This is a genomic window from Paenibacillus chitinolyticus NBRC 15660 (assembly GCF_000739915.1).
Taxonomy (GTDB): domain Bacteria; phylum Bacillota; class Bacilli; order Paenibacillales; family NBRC-103111; genus Paenibacillus_F; species Paenibacillus_F chitinolyticus.
Window position 1 is genome coordinate 16418 of sequence record NZ_BBJT01000014.1, and the last position, 18824, is coordinate 35241.

Below are 18824 nucleotides of genomic sequence, written 5' to 3' on the forward strand. Positions count from 1 at the left end.
CGTCTTTATCCTATGGCATGTATAATGCCTTCCGCAGGTTGGCCGCAGTCTAGCTTTCTTCTTCCGTCAGCCTGTAGCCGCAGGTCGTGCAGAACTGCATACCGGGTTCTATGTCTTCTTTGCACTGGGGGCAGAAAGGCTTCAATTCCATGATGGCCGTAAAATCCGCCTGCTCCTGAATCGGCTCGAATTTCCGCCCGCAGTTCGGACAAAACCGGGTATCCACCGCGACCACGTGACCGCATTCGCACGATTTCTCGTCGTACAGGCTGTAGATCCGGTTCTGCATCGCCTTGATTTCATCCTCGATGGCTTGAAGCTCAGCCGTTACGGCCGCGACCTGCGTCTCCGGGTAAGGCTGCTTCTGCTTGCCCGCTTCGTAGACGAATTCGCCGATCTGCGTGTACAGTTTCTGCATATCTCTCTGCTTCGCCGCAATTTGCAGCTTCAGCCGGTTAACTTCGATCGTCTGCTGCGCTTTTTTCCCCGCTTCGGCTGCGCCCTGTTTAATCTTCCCGATAAATCCGGACATAGGGTACCTCCTTGATGTTAAGATTGCATGGGCACAATCTGACTTTTATAATACCCCCATTATACCCGTTTCCCGCTGGATGCGCTAATTTAGCCTCCGTTATAGTGTATGGGACCTTTCCGGAAAAAAGGACACCCAATTCCGGCTTACCCCGGAAATGAACGAAATCCGCTAAATTTCTCGGTCCAATTAGGAAGCGGCTTGAAGGGCGGGGCGTTGTCGCCGGTGGGTCAGGCCATCAACCGGACGGCGTACAGTCCTCATAGGCAGATGAACCGCATTCTCTCGAGAATGAGGCCGCCGGACGGCTATCCTTTTGCAAAGCTTATCGCGCCCCCTCCTCGCTTTCCCTTGTACAAAAAAACGCCCCGGCCCATAAGGCCGAGGCGCTTGCGTCAACTCGAGGTCCCATGCTCGAATCCGGTATGTAATACACCGATATATCTGCAAAAACAAGTCCGATCCCGATCAGCTCCGGGCGGTCTCTTTACTTTCGCGAGACGGTTCAGGGTTCAGGGCTGAGGACTGCTACCATCGACCAGATCCAGATCAAAACCGACCTCGAACATCCGGTTCCACGGCAGATGAACGTTGGCGATCCGGATCTGCCCGGACGTCAGCCCGGCGAGGCGTTCACTGGCAAACGAGCGCAGCTTCTCCGCGATAACGGCTTCGATTTCAGGCTGCTTGCCGGCCAGCTCAAAATACCCCGCTCCGAACGCCGGAAGCACGTTCGCCTTCACATCCTTGCGGACGAGGGCCTGGTAGCCCCAGTCTTCTACGAGCCGGTAGAAGTAGAAGGCCCTGCTGCTCCGCTTCTGGGCTTCGCTCCGCAAGCGGCCTTCCGGCTCCGCTTCAGCCCCGGTGCCGCCGGCGGATTTCCGCGCGCCCGCGTAGTACGCCTCGATGACGGCGTGCGCGATGACGGTGCCCAGCGTATTGCCGGAGGTGTTCCACCCGGCATACGCGGACAGCCCTTTAAGCTGGCCCTGGCGGGCAAGCAGCTTGAGCAGCACCGTGTCGCCGCCGTTGCAGACTGCCACGTCGGCCAGGGCTACGGTCCGTCCTTCTCCGAGGTACACGCGCATCGCCTGGGCGAACTCGCGCAAATTCACCTCGGAGAAGTAGGACCGGTGCCGCTGGCTCCACGCCTGCGACGTTTCCGCCATGTCCGATTCGCCCGCGGCCGGCGAATTGACCATCAGCACGGCGTCTGCCCCCTGCGAGCTGTCCGCCATAAAAGCGCCTGCACTCGTCAGGTGCGCCTTGATGCTCTCGTTCAAGCTGCGGTCCTCGTACTTCGGAATGCAGAAAGGTCCCCTCGTGGAGGAATACCGGACGAACAGCTTCGGAAGGTATCCTTTGCTCTCGCAGAAAATCCGGGCAAACAACGTACAGCCGATTTCGTCCGCCCCCGGGTATATCGCAACGCGGTCCGTCAAGTCCAGCTCCTCCGAGAGAATCGCAAGCGCTCTCTGCTCCAGCGGGGAGAAGCCGTACTGGGAATTATCGTCGAGCGGAATGATCAAATAGTCGATAACGCCTTCTTCCGCAAGCTCCAGCGCCGTCCGGTTGATAAAAGCGTTGATTTCGCGCCGTCCGGTGAAGTCTTCCAGCACATCCTGCGGAATTTTGTCCAGAATGCCGGCGAAAATCCGCTCTTCTTCGTCCGTCAGCGCTTCCTGTTCCTTCTTATCCGTATACCAGCCGTACAAGAACAGCTCGCGGCCGTAATCCGCGTAATAATCCGGCTCCTCTTCGCTGCTGGAATAGGCGGGCACCCTCATAATCAGATTAAACGCGTGGATCCGCAGGTCCGGTTTATTCCTTTTGAGTTCGCGCAGCACTTCAAGGCGCTTAAGCGCATCCTCACGGGTCAAATAGTGCAGCCGGGAAGGTACGATGCCTCCGTAAACGAGCATATCCAGCGACACCAGAGCATAGTCCGCCCCTTGCGCTTCCCGCAGCAGCCAGTTACCAAGAGCCTCCGTATCCCCCGGAGTTTTCTTGCGGCCCAAGATGGACATAGGCGGAGCGGTAAGCTCCAAATCGGTCATCTCGGCCAGGCGCTGCGGATATTCCAGATTACACGGCCGCTCGTCGAGCGGTACAAATACGATTTTCGTCATCCCATTGATCTCCCCTGATCAGAAAAAGTGATAATTGCGCCAATCGTCCGGCAGGCGCCGGTTTAAACGTGTATACGCACGAAGTCGACAAAACGTTTGGTAATCTGCTGAGGCCTTGTGATAGCGCCCCCGATAACGACGGTATGCGCACCGCTGCGGAAGCATTCAATCGCATCTTCCCGGGTATGAATACGCCCTTCGGCGAATACCGGGATATCGGCCCGCGCCGCCATCTCGCGGATCAGCGTGAAATCCGGCCCTTCCTGCTGAGGACTGTACGGCGTATACCCGGACATCGTCGTAGACAGGATATCGAAGCCGGCTTCCTGGGCATGGAGCCCTTCTTCGACGGTAGAGATATCCGCCATGAGGAGAACGCCGGCCCGCTTTTTGATTTCGGACACGATTTCCTTCAGCGTTTCTCCTTTCGGACGCGGCCGCATCGTCGCATCCAGCGCGATTATATCGGCTCCCGCCCGCCAAACGGCTTCTACCTCTTCCAAGGTAGGAGTGATATATACATCGCTGCCTTCATAGTCACGTTTCCAGAGCCCGACAAGCGGCAGCTTTACTCTCGACTTAATCGCGGCGATATCGACCGGCGTATTGGCCCTTATGCCGACTGCTCCTCCGGCCTCCGCGGCCAGCGCCATCCTGACCATCATCTCGCTTCCGAACAAAGGTTCATCCGGCAATGCCTGGCAGGACACGATAATTCCTCCCTTGACTGCTTCCAATAGGCTGTGTTTTTCCATAGTTGTACCTCCGTTAGTTATAACCGTCCGGCACCGCTGCCGGCATTTCAAAAAGAACCCGTCACTTTATTATATGAAGTAATTATCCGTAATTCAACACAATTTTGGAGTAAATTTTCTTTATTTTAAGTTCTCTGTGATTCCACTCCGTACTCCCGGCTCTATACCTGTTCACTTTTATAGACACATATTTCCAACAAGAAGTTACATATTCCGCATTTTTTTGACTTTCCGCTCTGGTTAAGAAGCTGCTTTATACAGGGCCCCATCGTGAAGTGTCTCGGCCATAAAAAAAAGCCTGTGCTTACGCACAAGGCTTAAAAATGACGTTATTGCCCTTTCATCCATCCGAAAGGTTCGGATCCCGGAAGCTCGGCCGGACTCGGCTGAAGTCCGTCCTGGGCCAGGAACCAGTCCCGCAGCATCGCGAGAAGCTGGGCGCTGTTCACCGGCTTGGTGATGTAATCCGAGGCTCCCGCCTCCAAGCACTGTTCGCGGTCCCCTTTCATCGCTTTCGCCGTAAGCGCAATGATCGGCAGGTCTTGGAACTGGGGTCTGCGGCGGATTTCCCGCATCGTTGCGTATCCGTCCATAACCGGCATCATAATATCCATCAGAACGATATTAATGTCCGGCATTTGTTCAAGAATCTCGATGGCGTCATGGCCGTTCTCGGCGGATATAACCTTCATGTTCTGACGCTCCAGAATGGTCGTCAGAGCAAAAATGTTACGGATATCGTCGTCAACGATAAGCACCTTTTTCGAATCGATCATCTCGTTGGACTGGTGCTTTTTAATCAGAATATCTCTCTGGCTGTCATTGAGGTTTTCCAGCTTGCGGTGAAGGAACAGCATCGTTTCGTCCACAATCTGAATCGGAGATTTCACTTCCTTGATGACCGCGATGGAACGCAGCTCCTCCAGGTCGTCCTCTTCCTCTTTGGTCAGTTTCTCGGTCCGGTTGATCAGAACCGGCTTGTATTTGTTTTTGGCGTTCTTCTGCATTTCTCTCACGAACTGGGCCGGGCCCATGTCCGGCAGATCCGTATCGACGAGTACACAGTCGAAGTCCTTGGATTTCAATTGGTTCAACGCTTTGCGGCCGGTATCGGTCGCGCTGACCTTAATGTCGCTGTTCTTCACGAGATCCACCGTCTGTCTGCGGCGCTCCGAATCGGACATGCCGACCAGAAGCTGCTGGAACGGCTTAGTGCCGAAAGCATTCAGCTTGTCGATCGCGTTCTCCAGATCTTCGTTCTTGATCGGCTTGCAGAGGAAATCGAACACACCCTTCTGCAGAAGCTCGGTCGCATCGTCTTCGATCGTCATCACCGTTACGGGGATATGACGCAGCTCGATGTCGTCCTTCAGCTGATCCAGAACGGAGGACCCGTTCATGTCCTCCAGACGCAGGTCAAGCGTAATCGCAACCGGATTGTACCTCTTGGCGAGGGCGACCGCCTTGTTGCCTTTCGGCGTAATAATCGCCTTCAAGCCTTTCCTGTGAAGCATATCCAGCAGAATCTCATTGAATTTCATATCGTCTTCCACGATCAGGAATACACGGTCGCCCGCTTCAATGTTCGCCCGATCATCTACGAGCTGTGTCGTATCGAACCGGTCGTATTCGTACTTTTTAGGCTGCGCAGCCGGTACGTCGATCACTTCCGGCACATAAGCGGCGGCCGCTTCCAGCATAGCCGGATCGAGATCGACCGGCAGGAAGAGCGTGAAGGTGCTGCCGACGTTGACTACGCTGAACAGCGTAATCTCCCCGCCGAGCATGCCCGCGATTTCGCGGGAAATGGCAAGGCCCAGGCCCGTTCCGCCGTATTCGCGGTTCGTGCTGCCGTCCGCCTGCTGGAACGCTTCGAAAATAATCTGCTGCTTGTCCTCGGAGATGCCGATCCCCGTGTCTCCGACGGAGAAGGCCAGCACCATACGGGCGCGGTTCAGCAATTCGTTATCCTGGCTCCAGCCGCTGCTCGCCCGGCGCATGAGGAGAACGACTTCGCCTTTCTCGGTGAACTTGAAGGCGTTGGAGAGCAGGTTTTTCAAGATCTGCTGAAGACGCTTGGAATCGGAAATAATGGATTCCGGCAGCGCTTTTTCCGCTTTGATTTTGAAATCAATCTTCTTATCTTGAGCGATATGGCGGAAAGTCCGCTCCATATTATCGGTAATTTCGGTAAGTTTCATTTCGGTAAAGTCCGGTGTAATCGTACCGGATTCGATTTTGCTCAAATCGAGAATGTCGTTAATCAAGTTGAGCAGGTCAAGACCCGAATCATGGATGGTACGCGCGAATTTCACCTGATCGTCGGTCAGGTTGTGGTCCGGATTCTCGGAAAGCTGCTCGGCCAGCAGAAGCAGGCTGTTCAGCGGTGTCCGCAGCTCGTGAGACATATTCGCCAGGAACTCCGATTTGTACCGGGACGTCAGCGCAAGCTGCTCCGCTTTCTCTTCGAGGAAGCGTTTCGCCTGCTCGACTTCGTTGTTCTTGCTTTCGACTTCCGCTTTCTGAATGACAAGCAGCTTCGCTTTGTCTTCCAGTTCGTCGTTGGTATGCTGCAGCTCTTCCTGCTGCTTCTTGAGCTCTTCCGCGAGAGACTGCGACTGCGACAACAGCTCTTCGGTTCTCATGTTTGCCTGCATCGTGTTCAGCACGATTCCGATACTCTCGGTCAACTGGTCGAGGAACGCGATGTCGATTTCGGTAAACCGGCGGAAGGAAGCCAGCTCCATCACGGCCAGCACCTGATCCTCGAACATAATCGGCAGCAGCACGATGTTAAGCGGCGCGGCTTCGCCGAGCCCCGAGCCGATCATCACGTAATCCTCCGGTACGTTCGTCAGCAGAATCCGCTGCTTCTCGATGAGGCACTGGCCAACCAGGCCCTCGCCCATACGGAACTCGTTGGACAAGTGCTTGCGCTGCTGATAAGCATAGCTGGAGAACATGCGCAGCACCTGCTCCTCGCCGTTCGCTTCGTTCATGTAGAACACGCCGTGCTGCATGGAAACAAGCGGAGCCAGCTCCGACATAATCATGCGGCACACTTCGTACAGGTCGCGCTGACCCTGGAGAAGACGGCTGAACCGGGCCAGGTTGGTCTTGAGCCAATCCTGCTCGGTATTGATCCGCGTCGTTTCCTTGAGGTTGCGGATCATCTCGTTGATGTTGTCTTTGAGTGTTCCGACTTCGCCCGCCGCGATGACATCGATAGTCCGCGACAAGTCGCCCTTCGTCACCGCAGTCGCGACGTTTGTAATCTGGCGCACCTGAGTCGTCAGCGTGGACGCCATATAGTTTACGTTATCGGTTAAGTCACGCCACGTTCCGGCAGCCCCCGGCACATGCGCCTGGCCGCCCAGCTTTCCTTCGGCCCCTACTTCGCGGGCCACGGTCGTAACCTGGTCGGCAAACGTATCGAGCGTGTCGATCATGTTATTGATCGTTTCGCTCAGATCATAGATCTCGCCCGCCGCATCCACCATCAGCTTCTGCTTCAAGTTACCGTTGGCGACGGCCGTCACGACCTTCGCGATGCCTCGCACCTGGTTGGTCAGGTTCGTCGCCATAATGTTAACGTTGTCGGTCAAGTCTTTCCAGATTCCGCCGACCCCGTTCACATGCGCCTGGCCGCCCAGCTTGCCGTCCGTTCCTACCTCGCGGGCTACGCGAGTAACCTCCGAGGCGAACGAACTGAGCTGATCCACCATCGTGTTGATCGTTTCTTTGAGCTCCAGGAGCTCGCCTTTAACGTCGATCGTAATCTTCTTCGACAAATCGCCGTTGGCGACGGCGGTCGTAACGGCCGCGATGTTCCGCACCTGGCTGGTCAAGTTGCCGGTCATGTAGTTCACCGTGTCGGTAAGATCCTTCCACGTTCCGGAAACCCCTTTTACATCCGCCTGACCGCCGAGCTTCCCTTCCGTTCCGACCTCGCGCGCCACGCGTGTCACCTCGGAAGCGAAGTTGCTGAGCTGATCCACCATCGTATTGATCGTGCTCTTGAGCTGCAGCATCTCGCCTTTAACGTCAACGGTAATCTTGAGGGACAGATCGCCCTTCGCAACCGCCGTCGTCACGTCGGCGATATTCCGTACCTGGTCGGTCAGGTTGCTCGCCATGTCGTTTACGCTTTCCGTGAGGTCCTTCCACGTTCCGGCAACGCCTTTAACCTGGGCTTGTCCGCCAAGGCGTCCGTCCGTTCCTACTTCACGCGCCACGCGGGTAACCTCGGACGCGAACGTGCTGAGCTGATCCACCATCGTGTTGATCGTGTTTTTCAGCTCCAGAATCTCGCCCTGTACGTCTTCCGTGATTTTCTTGGACAGATCGCCGTTCGCGACGGCCGTCGTGACGACCGCGATGTTCCGCACCTGGTTCGTCAGGTTGCTCGCCATGTCGTTTACGCTCTCCGTCAGATCCTTCCACGTTCCGGATACGCCCTTCACGTTGGCTTGGCCGCCCAGCTTGCCTTCCGTTCCTACTTCACGGGCCACACGGGTAACCTCGGACGCGAAGGTGCTGAGCTGATCCACCATCGTGTTGATCGTGTTCTTCAACTCCAGAATCTCGCCGGTCGCGTTAACCGTGATCTGCTTGGACAAGTCGCCCTTCGCGACGGCGGTCGTGACTTCGGCAATGTTGCGCACCTGATCGGTCAGCGTACTCGCCATGTAGTTCACGCTGTCGGTCAAGTCCTTCCAGGTGCCGGATACGCCTTTAACGTCGGCCCGGCCGCCCAGCTTGCCGTCGTTACTTACTTCGCGGGCTACCCGGGTAACCTCGGACGCGAACGTGCTGAGCTGATCCACCATCGTGTTGATCGTGCTTTTCAGCTGCAGAATCTCGCCCTTGGCGTCTACGGCGATTTTCTTCGACAGGTCGCCGGTTGCAACCGCCGTCGTGACCTCGGCGATATTCCGCACCTGATTCGTCAGGTTGGTCGCCATGTAATTAACGCTTTCCGTCAGATCGCGCCATGTGCCCGATACGCCTTTAACGTCGGCCTGACCGCCCAGTATCCCTTCCGTTCCGACCTCGCGCGCCACACGCGTAACCTCGGAACCGAACGTGCTGAGCTGATCCACCATCGTGTTGATCGTGTTCTTCAGCTCCAGAATTTCGCCCTGCGCTTCTTCCGTGATTTTCTTGGACAGATCGCCGTTCGCAACGGCCGTCGTAACGACCGCGATGTTGCGCACCTGGTTCGTCAGGTTGCTCGCCATGTCGTTCACGCTCTCCGTCAAATCGTACCACGTACCGGATACGCCCTTAACGTCGGCCTGCCCGCCCAGCTTGCCTTCCGTTCCTACTTCACGGGCTACACGGGTAACCTCGGAAGCAAACGTGCTAAGCTGATCCACCATCGTGTTAATCGTATTTTTGAGCTCCAGAAACTCGCCCTTCGCGTTAACGGTAATCTTGCGGGACAAATCGCCTTTCGCGACAGCCGTCGTCACATCCGCGATATTCCGCACCTGATCCGTCAGGTTGCTCGCCATGTTATTGACGCTCTCCGTCAAATCGCGCCACGTACCAGATACATCCGTCACTTCGGCTTGTCCGCCCAAAATGCCTTCCGTTCCCACTTCACGCGCCACGCGGGTAACCTCGGCCGCAAACGTGCCCAGTTGGTTGACCATGCGGTTGATATTGTTAGCGGTGCGCAAAAATTCGCCCGTAAGTGCGCGCCCTTCAAATTCAAGTTCCACTTTCTGCGAAAGATCGCCCTGCGCCACGGCGTTGATAACCCGTACCATCTCGCTTGTAGGCTGAATCAGATCACTGATCAGATTGTTCAGGGAATCGTTGAACGCGTTCCAGCTTCCGCCCGTGCTCCGGCACATAAAGCGGCGGTTCGTATTGCCTTCCTTGCCGACAACTCGCTCGACCGTCTGCACTTCCTGCACCACGTTCTCCTGCATATCGAGAATATCGTTCAGCGTATCGGCGATTTTGCCCGGCATTCCGTTCAGGTCATAGGGCATACGTACGGAAAAGTCGCCTTTCTTAAAAGCCAGCAACACCTGAAGCAACTGTTTTTCGTCCAAAACATCTAGGGAATCATTGGATCTCTGTTCTTGTTCCGACATACGGCTTTTCCTCCGAATTTGTATATAAATAGAAAAAGAATCGAAAATTTCGAATTATGTTAACTTTAATAGTAGTGTTTCTAAAAACCGAATACAATAGCAAGTAGAGGAAATTTGTAACTTCTTCGCATGCGGGAACCCTTTTAGTGAAAGCCTGCCCCCGCTCCGTTACCGCTTACATACCGTCGGTTTATCCCCCTTTTCCGCTCAAATGACAGGTTTGTTCCCTTTGGTCCTTACACGTCCTTTGTAGATACGTCCTCATGTGAAGATAGTTTCTTTTTGTAAAAAAATTGTCACAGCAACAATTTCCGGTAAAAAATCCGGCTTCGAAACATTTTTCGACATTATGGCACGCTGATGCGCTTTTATACCCGCTTCCGTTAAACTTGAAACAGGGTTTTCGATTTTTTTCAAAAAGATTTTTTCGGGTTTTAAAGGAAGCGTGCGGGGTCTGGTAAAAAGGCGGAAATCCCGGGAAACGCCGGTGAATTTGAAGACACATTAGACCATGAGGCATGAATAAAGGCGGCTTCTATATTTTACAAAGCTGCAGGCGCCACGGGGGATCGCCGGTTTTTCATTTACAGGGCAGCTGGCTTCTCCTATAATAAAGAAGTAAAATTTCTTTTATTGTTATTAATTAGGGAAGATTAATTCTTCCAAAATTACGAAGCGGGGGAAAAGGTTCATGTCTTCTTACGCAGCGATCGGCATCGACATTGGGGGCACCCACATTAAAAGCGGACTCATCCTTCCGGACGGGAAAGTTCTCGCCTCCCACAAAACCGAGACGGAAGCGTCCGCCGGTAAAGCCGGTCTCATGGCTAAGCTCGCAGGACTTCTGCAAACGTATTCAGAAGAGGCCGCTGCCGCAGGCGTGAAGCTCGCCGGAACGGGAATCGGCAGCGCCGGCTACATTAACCGCGAAGGAACCGTAGCTTTCGCGACCGATAATTTGCCCGGCTGGAGCGGAACGACGCTGCGTGCGGACATCGAGAAGCTGTCCGGCCTGCCCGCTGCCGTCGATAACGACGTCAACGTCATCGCCCTCGGCGAGCAGTGGCTTGGCGCGGGAAGCGGCTGGGACACGTTCCTGTGCGTAGCGCTGGGCACCGGGGTGGGCGGCTGCTATATCCGCGAGGGCAGCCCGCTGCACGGGCGGGACGGCTTCGCGGGAGCCTACGGCCACATGGTCGTGGCTTTCGGCGGCGAGCCCTGCACATGCGGCCACCGCGGCTGCTGGGAGCAGTACGCGTCCGTGACCGCGCTGAAGCGCCTTATACGCGAACGGGGCGGGCAGACGCTGGAAGAAGCGTCTCCCCCGGAGCTGTTCGCGCGCGCCCGCGCCGGGGATGAGACCGCGATGGGCATCGTGCGGCTGTACGCCGAGTACGTCGCCACAGGGCTCAGCGGTCTCATCCACGCGTTCAACCCGCCCGCCATCGTCGTGGGCGGAGCCGTCACCGAACAGGGGGACTTCCTGTTCGATCTGATCCGCCGGCATGTCCTGGACATGACCATGCCGGCCTACACGGCGGCGCCTGTCCCGATCGTGCCGGCCGAGCTCGGCGGCACGGCAGGCATGTTCGGCGCCGCAAAGCTGCTGTTCGACCGCCTGAAGGTCGAACAGCCCTAAAGCAAAAGCCCTTCGCACGTGCGAAGGGCTTTTGCTTATTTGCGCCTGCGGCGCAGGCACGCGTGCGTGTTAGCGCCGGCGGCGACATGCATGCCGGAGGCCGCCGGAATGCACGGGCAGCGCTGTGCGCCTCATGCGGCCTCCGCCCGCTTGCGCGGGTCGCGGCGGCACACCCGTTCTATCGGCGCGGGGCATGCACGTCAGGGCCGTGCGGCCGGAACGGTTCCCGCGGCTCATCCGCAGCGTTCAAATTATCGCTAGCCGCAGGATGGATGCGGCTTCCTGTCACATCCGCATCCGCGGGCTACCTCACGGCCGATTGCCGCCTGCTCCGGTAGCTCCGGTACGTCCATATGCATACGCCCAGCCAGAAACCGCTGGCCAGATAACCGCCCAGCACGTCGCTGGGATAATGCACACCGAGATAGATCCGGGCGAGTCCCATCGCCACAATCATTGCGGTAGCCAGCGTAACGAGAACGGCTCTTCCCGCCGCACTGGAAATATGCTTCCACAGCAAGTAGACCAGAATTCCGTACAAACCGACCACGGCCATGGAATGTCCGCTGGGGAAGCTGAATCCGGTTTCTTCCATAATAATGTGGATGGCCGGACGATCCCGCTGGAAGATCTTTTTAAGAATCGTATTCAAAATAGCGGAGCCGCCGATAGCGGCAATGAGCAGAATGACTTCCGCCCGGTGCTTCAGCACGAAATATAAATACAGAGCTGCGGCGATCGTTATAAACGGGACGACGGCGGAGGAACCGATTTCGGACAGCAGACCGGCAGCCGCGGTTAAGCCGGGACTTTCCGCCCCTTGCACGAACGAAATGATCGTCTCGTCAAACCAGGCAATCTGCCGGCGGCTGACAAGCAGCGCCACCGTACCGAAGCATACGGCCAGTAAGAGACAAACGAGAAAAGAACGGGTCAGCAAAACGTTTAATTTCGTGTTCATTGCGATAATAAGTCTTCCTTTCTTCACTAATTCCTGGTCCTGAACAAAGAGATCGGGAACAGCCTTGATCATACCATATTTTAATAAATTGTTAAAAATTTGCCCTTGTCAAGCAAAAAGGAGCTTTCCATTAATCCCATAAGAGATCATTGGAAAGCTCCTGTTATTCAATACCTTGGCGGATGCCCGAAAAGCTCCGGTCAGCGGCTTTTGATAAGAAGCTCGACAGCTTCCTGCACAAGTTTGCCGGTGTCCTTGCCCTTCTCTTCCTCCTGCCGAATGCAGTGCTCGAGATTGGTGGCCACGATATAAGCCATCGCCTTATCGGCCGCGCTTCGGACAGCGGAAAGCTGAGCGACGACGTCTTTGCAGTCTTTTTCTTCTTCCATCATTTTGAGGATGCCGCGTACCTGGCCTTCCACCCGCTTCAGCCGACGGACTATGCTCTCGTCGTAGTTCATCGCGATCTTCCTTTCCGTATGCTGCTGATTGCTTCCATGTTAAGGACAGCCTGCCCCGCAGGTCTTCTCGCGACAAGTTCCCAAAGCGCGAAGTTCGGAACGAAGCTGCATGGCGTAGAGTCCCTTGAATCCGCGCCTTTTCAGAAAACGGGCCGCTTTCTTGATGTGGCGGTTAGAATCCCCGACCAGCAGAACACGGTCCTCCGGGGAAAATTCGTCCTTCCACAAGTAAGGGAGACGGCCGATAGACATATTAATGGAAGGAAAGCCAGCCGCCTCTTCATAATCCGAGGCGTCCCGCACGTCCAGCACCTTAATCCGTCCTTCTTCTCTGGAAGCCATAAGCTCTCTCGCCTTCTCTTGGCTGAGATACGACAGGCCCCTAACCGGAAGCCAGCTCAGCACAAGCACCAAGATCATCATTCCCGCAATGATCTCCCACATAATCATTCGACAATTCCTCCCTATTCACGCTGTTGACAGCTATAAATCGGTTGCCTGTCTATCCGCCGTCTCCTCGGCTCTCGTTCTAACGTCCGAACGAAATACGGTCCGTCCAGTTATTCATACCGCCGGTCATATTAACGACGTCGAAGTTTTGCTCCGTCAGCAGTTCGCAAGCCAACCCGCTCCGGTTGCCGCTGCGGCACACAACCGTAATTTCCCGATCCCGGTCCAGTTCGCCGAGTCTCTGCATCAATTGTCCCAACGGGATATGAACGGCCTGCTCGATATGCCCATCCGCCCATTCCTCATCTTCCCTGACATCCAGGATATATAGATCCTCTCCGTCGTGAATGCGCCGCGCCAGGTCCTGCGAGGTACAGCTCTTAGGTATTTGAAAGGCCATTCCAGTTCTCCTATATCGTCTAGTCGTTATCATCCTGAATAATATACCCGAATTATATACCCGTATGGGTATACTCCTATGATAGGTTTTAAAACCCTAACTGTCAACATAAAAATTACAGACTAGTCCGCGTAAAAAACTGTGGACAATTTCATCTGTGGATATGTTTATAAAAATTTAAAACTTATGCACAGCCTGCGATTTTGAACTGTTGATTTGTGTATAACCCTGTGTATATGTTCCTCCCCGCTTAACGGCGGGTTTTATATCTTACCATCATCCTGTCCAAAATAAAAGAAAAGAACTCCGAAAACGGAGTTCTTGCCAAAGTATTTTCTCCCCGCTGCCTAAGGACACCATCGCTGCATCTCTTAAGACGGCAGCGGTCAGCGAAGACCGCGTTCGAACAAAAACCCGATATAATCCGTCGGTGTGCCGGGATGCCCGAGCTGACGAAGCATAGCCGATATGTTGCCGCGATGATACGTCCCGTGATTCACCACATGCTGAACCAACGCGTAGACATGGGTTTCCAGCCGGCCGAACTGAGGATGCGACGGAGCCGTTTCGGCGGCCGCCCCCTCTCCCTCGGCGAAGAAAGCCCGGTACTTCTCCTCGGCAAGAGCGAATCTCTTCCGCAATTCGTCCAGCGAATCTCCCCGTCCCTGCGCGTAAAGGTCCGTTACGACTTTTCTGGCTTCTTCATAGCCGCCCCCTTTCATAATGACCAGCCACATTTCGTCCATCATGTAGATATGGTTCAAAGCGTCCGCGACGGACGGAAAAATGCTCTGAATCTGCTCGAAGGAAAGCTCCTCCGGCAGTGCCTCGAGACCTGCGAAAACCTTCCCGTTTGCCCACACATGGTAGTCGTACTGCTGCTCCGCGTAACCGCTTAATAAAGCGGCTTTTTCCCGCTCCTGTAGTTGCGAATCCGTTGCCATTCCGCTTCCTCCCTGTTCCTGTGGATATGTTGGGGTCTTGCTTTTACGGCTTGCGCATAATTGCGTGCGAAGCCGGATAATCGCTTGCGGGTAACCGCCATCCTGCGACGTCATCATAAAGACGATCCTGTGCCCCGGGTACTGCCCGCGGACCAGGCCTCTTCTTTTGCCGTAAGCTCGCTTGCCTTCTTAGGATAACTCAGGTTAACTGACAATTCCGGTCAGTGAAGCTATAGCTGTTTATAAAATTCAAGCAGTCCCGATGTCGCCGCGATCAGCTGCTCCTTCAGCAGAGGAGGCTCAAGAATCCGGATCGACCGCCCGTGGATCATCAGAAAATACGGAACGTAGCTTCGGATCGCCTTTTCCTCCATCTTCATATGGACCTGATCAGTCGTACGCTCCACAATAGCGCGGCCGAACAGCCAGTGATCGCAGAGCTCGGCTATCGATTCGGGGGAGCCGCTGATCCGGACGGAGACGAGCTGATCCTCTTGACTCGTGTCGGGCAGAAGATTGTTCATAAAAAAATGGCGGGCCCAAAAGCCCTGCGGCCTGTCAAACCTGTCTTCCGTCTGCGACAACACCCGAATGCGGTCGACGCGGAAGCTCCGCAGCTCGCCCCGAAGGCGGCAAAATGCCACCAGGTACCATTTGCTCCTCCAGTGAACGAGCCCGTACGGATCGACGTCCCGGCTCTGGACGGGCGCCGCATACCCCTTGCTGTACTCCATGCGGACGGTATACCCGTCGGCCACGGCTATCTCCAGCATCTGCAGATAACCCTCCAGCGAAGAATCGGTCGGAGGGTGAATGACATCGAAGCCTGCTTCGTGCCGCTCGATGAATCTGAGCTGCTCGGGGTTCGTATACTGCTTGAGCTTCCCCACGGCGCTGTTCAGCGCGTCCCCGAACGGGTAGCCTGCTTCTTCCGCGAATATGGCGGCATGAACGAGGGCTTTCTGCTCGGCGGCATTAAAGAACAGCGGCGCCTCCCGGAAATTCGGCAGCAGACTGTAGCCGCCGTTATGTCCGGAATCCGCGAGGATCGGCACTCCGCTGGCGCAAAGCGCATCTATGTACCGGTACACGGTCCGGATGTTGATTTCAAGCGTCTCGGCCAGTTCGCGGGCAGTCATTTTCCTCCCCGATTTCAAGTGCCACAGCACGGCAAGCATGTTATCCGCTTTGGACATGTTCCATCACCTCGATGCTCAATTCCGGACATGTCCATTCTAGGGCCGCGGGGATAAAGTTTCAATCGGGGAGATTTGAGAGGGGTCACGTTCCTGACTTTTTGCCCAATCTTCGGCAGTACGATGCCGAGGCTGCGGCTGCGCACCTTTTTTAGGAAAACCGACGGTATAAAATAGGGAAATTTTTGCGGGATTCAGACACTTAAATTGCTTTGACAAGCAAAGTGCATCTGTTTATATTGTAATACGGGAAACGAGGTTCTTGTGGATAAAGACAGCAAGTTAACTTCAAACTTGATACGAAGGAGACATGGATACCGCTATTCTCAAGCTAGGAACAAGAACAACCGGGAAACAGCCAGACCTATCCTGGACCTGCTTCTATAAGAAAGGCTTGTTCTTAAAGGACACAAAGCGAACCGGGGTCGTGTCACGATCCTGCAAATCATTTCATTGAATCGGAGGAAACAAGCTTTATGGCACCTGCTAAAACCAAACATCTGGGCATCGTCATTGCGGGGCTCCTGCTCGGCATTCTGATGGCCTCCATGGACAATACGATCGTCTCGACGGCCATGGGAACGATTGTCGGGGAGCTCGGCGGACTCGACAAATTCGTATGGGTTACTTCCGCTTACATGGTAGCGGAAATGGCCGGCATGCCGATTTTCGGCAAATTGTCGGATATGTACGGCCGCAAGAGGTTTTTTGTATTCGGCATTATCGTCTTTATGATCGGCTCCATCCTGTGCGGAACGGCGACTTCGATCGTCCAGCTCAGCGTCTACCGCGCGATTCAAGGAATCGGCGGCGGAGCTCTCGTTCCTATCGCGTTCACGATCATGTTCGATACGGTTCCCGTGGAGCAGCGCGGCAAGCTCGGCGGACTGTTCGGCGCCGTGTTCGGCATGTCCAGCATTTTCGGGCCGCTCCTGGGTGCTTATATTACGGACTACATCCACTGGGAGTGGATTTTCTACATCAACCTTCCACTTGGATTAATCGCCCTGGTCTTTATCGCGGCCTTCTACAAAGAATCGCACGAGCATTCCAAGCAAAAAATCGACTGGCTGGGCGCGGTCACCCTGGTCGGGGCCATTATCTGCCTGATGTTCGCTTTGGAGCTCGGAGGCAAAGAATATGCCTGGGATTCCGCGATTATTCTGGGCTTGTTCGCCGGTTTCGCCGTCCTGGCCGTTCTGTTTCTGTTCATCGAAACACGGGTAGCCGAACCGATTATTTCGTTCGGCATGTTCAAGAACCGGCTCTACGCCACGAGCAACGCGACCGCGATTTTCAGCGGAGCCGCTTTTATTACGGCGTCCGTCTATATCCCGATCTTCATCCAGGGCGTACTCGGCGGCTCGGCCACGAATTCCGGCATGGTTCTGCTGCCGATGATGCTGGGCTCCGTCGTGACGGCCACGGGAGGCGGTTTCCTCATGAACAAGGTGAGCTACCGCACCATCATGATTCCGACTACCGCCATTCTCGTGGCGGGGACTCTCCTGCTCACCACGCTGAACGCGGATTCTCCCCGGTGGCTGGTCACGATCTACATGGTGATCGTCGGCCTCGGAATCGGAGCTTCCTTCTCCGTGCTGAGCAATGCCGCGATTCATCTGTTCGATGCGCGCCAGCGCGGCTCCGCGAGCAGTACGCTGAACTTCCTCCGCTCGCTCGGCATGACGCTGGGCATTACGATCTTCGGCATCATCCAGAGCCACGCGTTCACCCGCAAGCTCACGGAATCGTTCGCCGGACAGGCCCAGGCGCCTCAGGGGCTAGATACGAGCGATGCGCGCAGTCTGCTCGATCCCGCCAAACGGGCGCTTATCCCCGCTCCGGTGCTCGATAAGATCACGCAGGCGCTGTCCTCCTCCATCGTCCATACGTTCGCATGGACGGTGCTGCCCGCGGCGCTGGCGCTCGTATGCGCCATTGCGATGAGCCGGGAGAAGCTGGACCCGAACCAGCAGCACGGGCCCGCTTCGCATTAGGGAGATCCGCTCCCGCTGATGTTTAGGCAGGCGTCAGCGACAACCGGCTCCTGCCGATGCTGAACAGCGACGCTGGCGGGGGCCAAGCTTCCCGCGATACTGCGCCGAAGAAAGCAACTGCCGCACCACGCCAAAAAAGGCCTCCAGTTCCACCCCTGCGGGTGTGACTGGAGGCCTTTTGACATCTTCCTCCCGAGGCTCGGGAGAGAGTGCCCTACGGCCCCGTAAGGCCGTTAACCGCTGCAAACTTACTTAATTCCTGCGCTGACTTCTTTAACCATCTCGGCTACGGATGCAAGTCCGCCGCCGGACAGGTACCAGTAGTCCGGGTTCAGGTAAATGATATTGCCTTCTTTGAACGCTTTCGTCGTTTTTACGAGCTCGTTCTCGATGACTTTCTTAGCGCCGGCGCTTTCCGTACCGACTGCGGAGTCACGGTCGATAACGAACAGGTAATCCGGGTTTTTCTCTACGATAAATTCGTTGGAAATGCTTTGACCGTGCGTGGATACTTCGATCGTTTTGTCTACGGCCGGAACGCCGAATACGTCGTGAATGATGCCGAAACGGGAGCCTGGACCGTAAGCGCTGATTTTACCGCCGTTCACGAGAGTGATCAGGCCGTTTTTGCTGCCCGCGCCCACTTTATCTTTGATACCTTTGATCGCTTCGTCGACTTTGGCAAGCTCTTGATCCACTTGAGCTTCTTTACCGAAAATTTGGCCGAGCTGCTTCGCGTTTTCTTTAAAGGACTCCATGTATCTCTTCGCGTCTACGCCCATGAAAATAGTCGGGGCAATGCTGCTCAATTCTTTGTAAGCGTCCTGCTGTCTGCCGGAAATAATAATCAGGTCCGGTTTCAGCTTGTTGATCACTTCGAAAGACGGTTCTTTCAGACCGCCGACGTTCGTGTACTTGGCTTCTTTGTATTTCTTGAGGTAGTTCGGCAAGCCGTCATACGGTACGCCGGCTACTTCTACGCCCAGTTTATCCAGGGAATCCAGGACGCCCATATCGAATACGACTACTTTGGCAGGGTTCGTTTTCACTTTTGTTTCGCCTAGTTGGTGCTTAATAGTCAGTTCCTTGGAAGCCGCGGCCGTTGGAGCCGTTCCTTCTTTGGAAGACGTGGTAGCCGCCTCTTTATTGCCGCACGCGGCTGCCATAACGGCCAGTACGAGGGTCATGAGAAGCAGGGAAAGTTTCTTACTCATTACAATCACTCCTATAGGTTTAATTGGGTTTTTAGT

The 18824-nt window shown here is 55.3% G+C and carries 13 protein-coding genes; 2 read left to right on the forward strand and 11 right to left on the reverse strand.

All coding sequences use genetic code 11. The features are described 5' to 3' along the window. Nucleotides 1-49: 49 nt before the first annotated feature. The 4 genes from PCH01S_RS24920 to PCH01S_RS24935 form a co-directional block, all read right to left on the reverse strand. Nucleotides 50-532 (reverse strand): zinc ribbon domain-containing protein, encoded by a 483-nt coding sequence (locus PCH01S_RS24920; RefSeq protein WP_042234277.1) that lies wholly within the window; start codon nt 530-532, stop codon nt 50-52. Between the two features lie 512 nt (nt 533-1044). Then, entirely contained in the window at nt 1045-2661 is a 1617-nt protein-coding gene (locus PCH01S_RS24925) for a DUF4127 family protein (RefSeq protein ID WP_042234279.1), read from the reverse strand. A 62-nt stretch (nt 2662-2723) separates the two neighbouring features. Beyond that, nucleotides 2724-3416 carry an N-acetylmannosamine-6-phosphate 2-epimerase gene (locus PCH01S_RS24930; protein ID WP_042234281.1) on the reverse strand — a complete coding sequence of 231 codons (693 nt, stop codon included), beginning with the start codon at nt 3414-3416 and terminating at the stop codon, nt 2724-2726. Between the two features lie 329 nt (nt 3417-3745). After that, complete coding sequence (locus PCH01S_RS24935) at nt 3746-9523, reverse strand: HAMP domain-containing protein (RefSeq protein WP_042234283.1); 5778 nt, start codon at nt 9521-9523, stop codon at nt 3746-3748. A gap of 691 nt (nt 9524-10214) precedes the next feature. Here PCH01S_RS24935 and PCH01S_RS24940 point away from each other — a divergent pair. After that, nucleotides 10215-11162 (forward strand): ROK family protein, encoded by a 948-nt coding sequence (locus PCH01S_RS24940; RefSeq protein ID WP_042234286.1) that lies wholly within the window; start codon nt 10215-10217, stop codon nt 11160-11162. A 304-nt stretch (nt 11163-11466) separates the two neighbouring features. Here the strand turns inward: PCH01S_RS24940 and PCH01S_RS24945 are convergent, their stop codons facing one another. From PCH01S_RS24945 to PCH01S_RS24970, 6 genes are all read right to left on the reverse strand, one after another. Then, nucleotides 11467-12123, reverse strand: coding sequence for a phosphatase PAP2 family protein (locus PCH01S_RS24945; RefSeq protein ID WP_241688754.1), 657 nt, complete (start codon nt 12121-12123; stop codon nt 11467-11469). Between the two features lie 200 nt (nt 12124-12323). Next, nucleotides 12324-12584, reverse strand: coding sequence for a metal-sensitive transcriptional regulator (locus PCH01S_RS24950; protein WP_042234291.1), 261 nt, complete (start codon nt 12582-12584; stop codon nt 12324-12326). 39 nt (nt 12585-12623) lie between these two features. Then, nucleotides 12624-13034: a rhodanese-like domain-containing protein gene (locus PCH01S_RS24955; RefSeq protein ID WP_042234293.1), complete on the reverse strand. Its 411-nt coding sequence runs from the start codon at nt 13032-13034 to the stop codon at nt 12624-12626. A gap of 79 nt (nt 13035-13113) precedes the next feature. Next, entirely contained in the window at nt 13114-13434 is a 321-nt protein-coding gene (locus PCH01S_RS24960) for a rhodanese-like domain-containing protein (RefSeq protein WP_042234296.1), read from the reverse strand. A 386-nt stretch (nt 13435-13820) separates the two neighbouring features. Then, a complete protein-coding gene (locus PCH01S_RS24965; RefSeq protein WP_042234298.1) occupies nt 13821-14378 on the reverse strand; it encodes a DinB family protein in 558 nt (185 codons plus the stop codon). Nucleotides 14379-14608: 230 nt separating this feature from the next. Beyond that, nucleotides 14609-15574, reverse strand: a complete 966-nt coding sequence (locus PCH01S_RS24970; protein WP_042234301.1) for a helix-turn-helix transcriptional regulator — start codon at nt 15572-15574, stop codon at nt 14609-14611. A 476-nt stretch (nt 15575-16050) separates the two neighbouring features. Between PCH01S_RS24970 and PCH01S_RS24975 the strand changes: the two genes are divergently transcribed. Then, nucleotides 16051-17574: an MDR family MFS transporter gene (locus PCH01S_RS24975; RefSeq protein ID WP_042234302.1), complete on the forward strand. Its 1524-nt coding sequence runs from the start codon at nt 16051-16053 to the stop codon at nt 17572-17574. A gap of 248 nt (nt 17575-17822) precedes the next feature. Here the strand turns inward: PCH01S_RS24975 and PCH01S_RS24980 are convergent, their stop codons facing one another. Next, the gene (locus PCH01S_RS24980) at nt 17823-18788 is read right to left on the reverse strand and encodes a siderophore ABC transporter substrate-binding protein (RefSeq protein ID WP_042234305.1); all 966 of its coding nucleotides are present in this window, start codon (nt 18786-18788) and stop codon (nt 17823-17825) included. Nucleotides 18789-18824: the final 36 nt, after the last annotated feature.

Excerpts from the sequence above, each read along its gene's own strand:
- PCH01S_RS24920 (WP_042234277.1), bottom strand. The coding sequence starts at position 532 with ATGTCCGGATTTATCGGGAAGATTAAACAGGGCGCAGCCGAAGCGGGG.
- PCH01S_RS24925 (WP_042234279.1), bottom strand. The coding sequence starts at position 2,661 with ATGACGAAAATCGTATTTGTACCGCTCGACGAGCGGCCGTGTAATCTG.
- PCH01S_RS24930 (WP_042234281.1), bottom strand. The coding sequence starts at position 3,416 with ATGGAAAAACACAGCCTATTGGAAGCAGTCAAGGGAGGAATTATCGTG.
- PCH01S_RS24935 (WP_042234283.1), bottom strand. The coding sequence starts at position 9,523 with ATGTCGGAACAAGAACAGAGATCCAATGATTCCCTAGATGTTTTGGAC.
- PCH01S_RS24940 (WP_042234286.1), top strand. The coding sequence starts at position 10,215 with ATGTCTTCTTACGCAGCGATCGGCATCGACATTGGGGGCACCCACATT.
- PCH01S_RS24945 (WP_241688754.1), bottom strand. The coding sequence starts at position 12,123 with ATGAACACGAAATTAAACGTTTTGCTGACCCGTTCTTTTCTCGTTTGT.
- PCH01S_RS24950 (WP_042234291.1), bottom strand. The coding sequence starts at position 12,584 with ATGAACTACGACGAGAGCATAGTCCGTCGGCTGAAGCGGGTGGAAGGC.
- PCH01S_RS24955 (WP_042234293.1), bottom strand. The coding sequence starts at position 13,034 with ATGATTATGTGGGAGATCATTGCGGGAATGATGATCTTGGTGCTTGTG.
- PCH01S_RS24960 (WP_042234296.1), bottom strand. The coding sequence starts at position 13,434 with ATGGCCTTTCAAATACCTAAGAGCTGTACCTCGCAGGACCTGGCGCGG.
- PCH01S_RS24965 (WP_042234298.1), bottom strand. The coding sequence starts at position 14,378 with ATGGCAACGGATTCGCAACTACAGGAGCGGGAAAAAGCCGCTTTATTA.
- PCH01S_RS24970 (WP_042234301.1), bottom strand. The coding sequence starts at position 15,574 with ATGTCCAAAGCGGATAACATGCTTGCCGTGCTGTGGCACTTGAAATCG.
- PCH01S_RS24975 (WP_042234302.1), top strand. The coding sequence starts at position 16,051 with ATGGCACCTGCTAAAACCAAACATCTGGGCATCGTCATTGCGGGGCTC.
- PCH01S_RS24980 (WP_042234305.1), bottom strand. The coding sequence starts at position 18,788 with ATGAGTAAGAAACTTTCCCTGCTTCTCATGACCCTCGTACTGGCCGTT.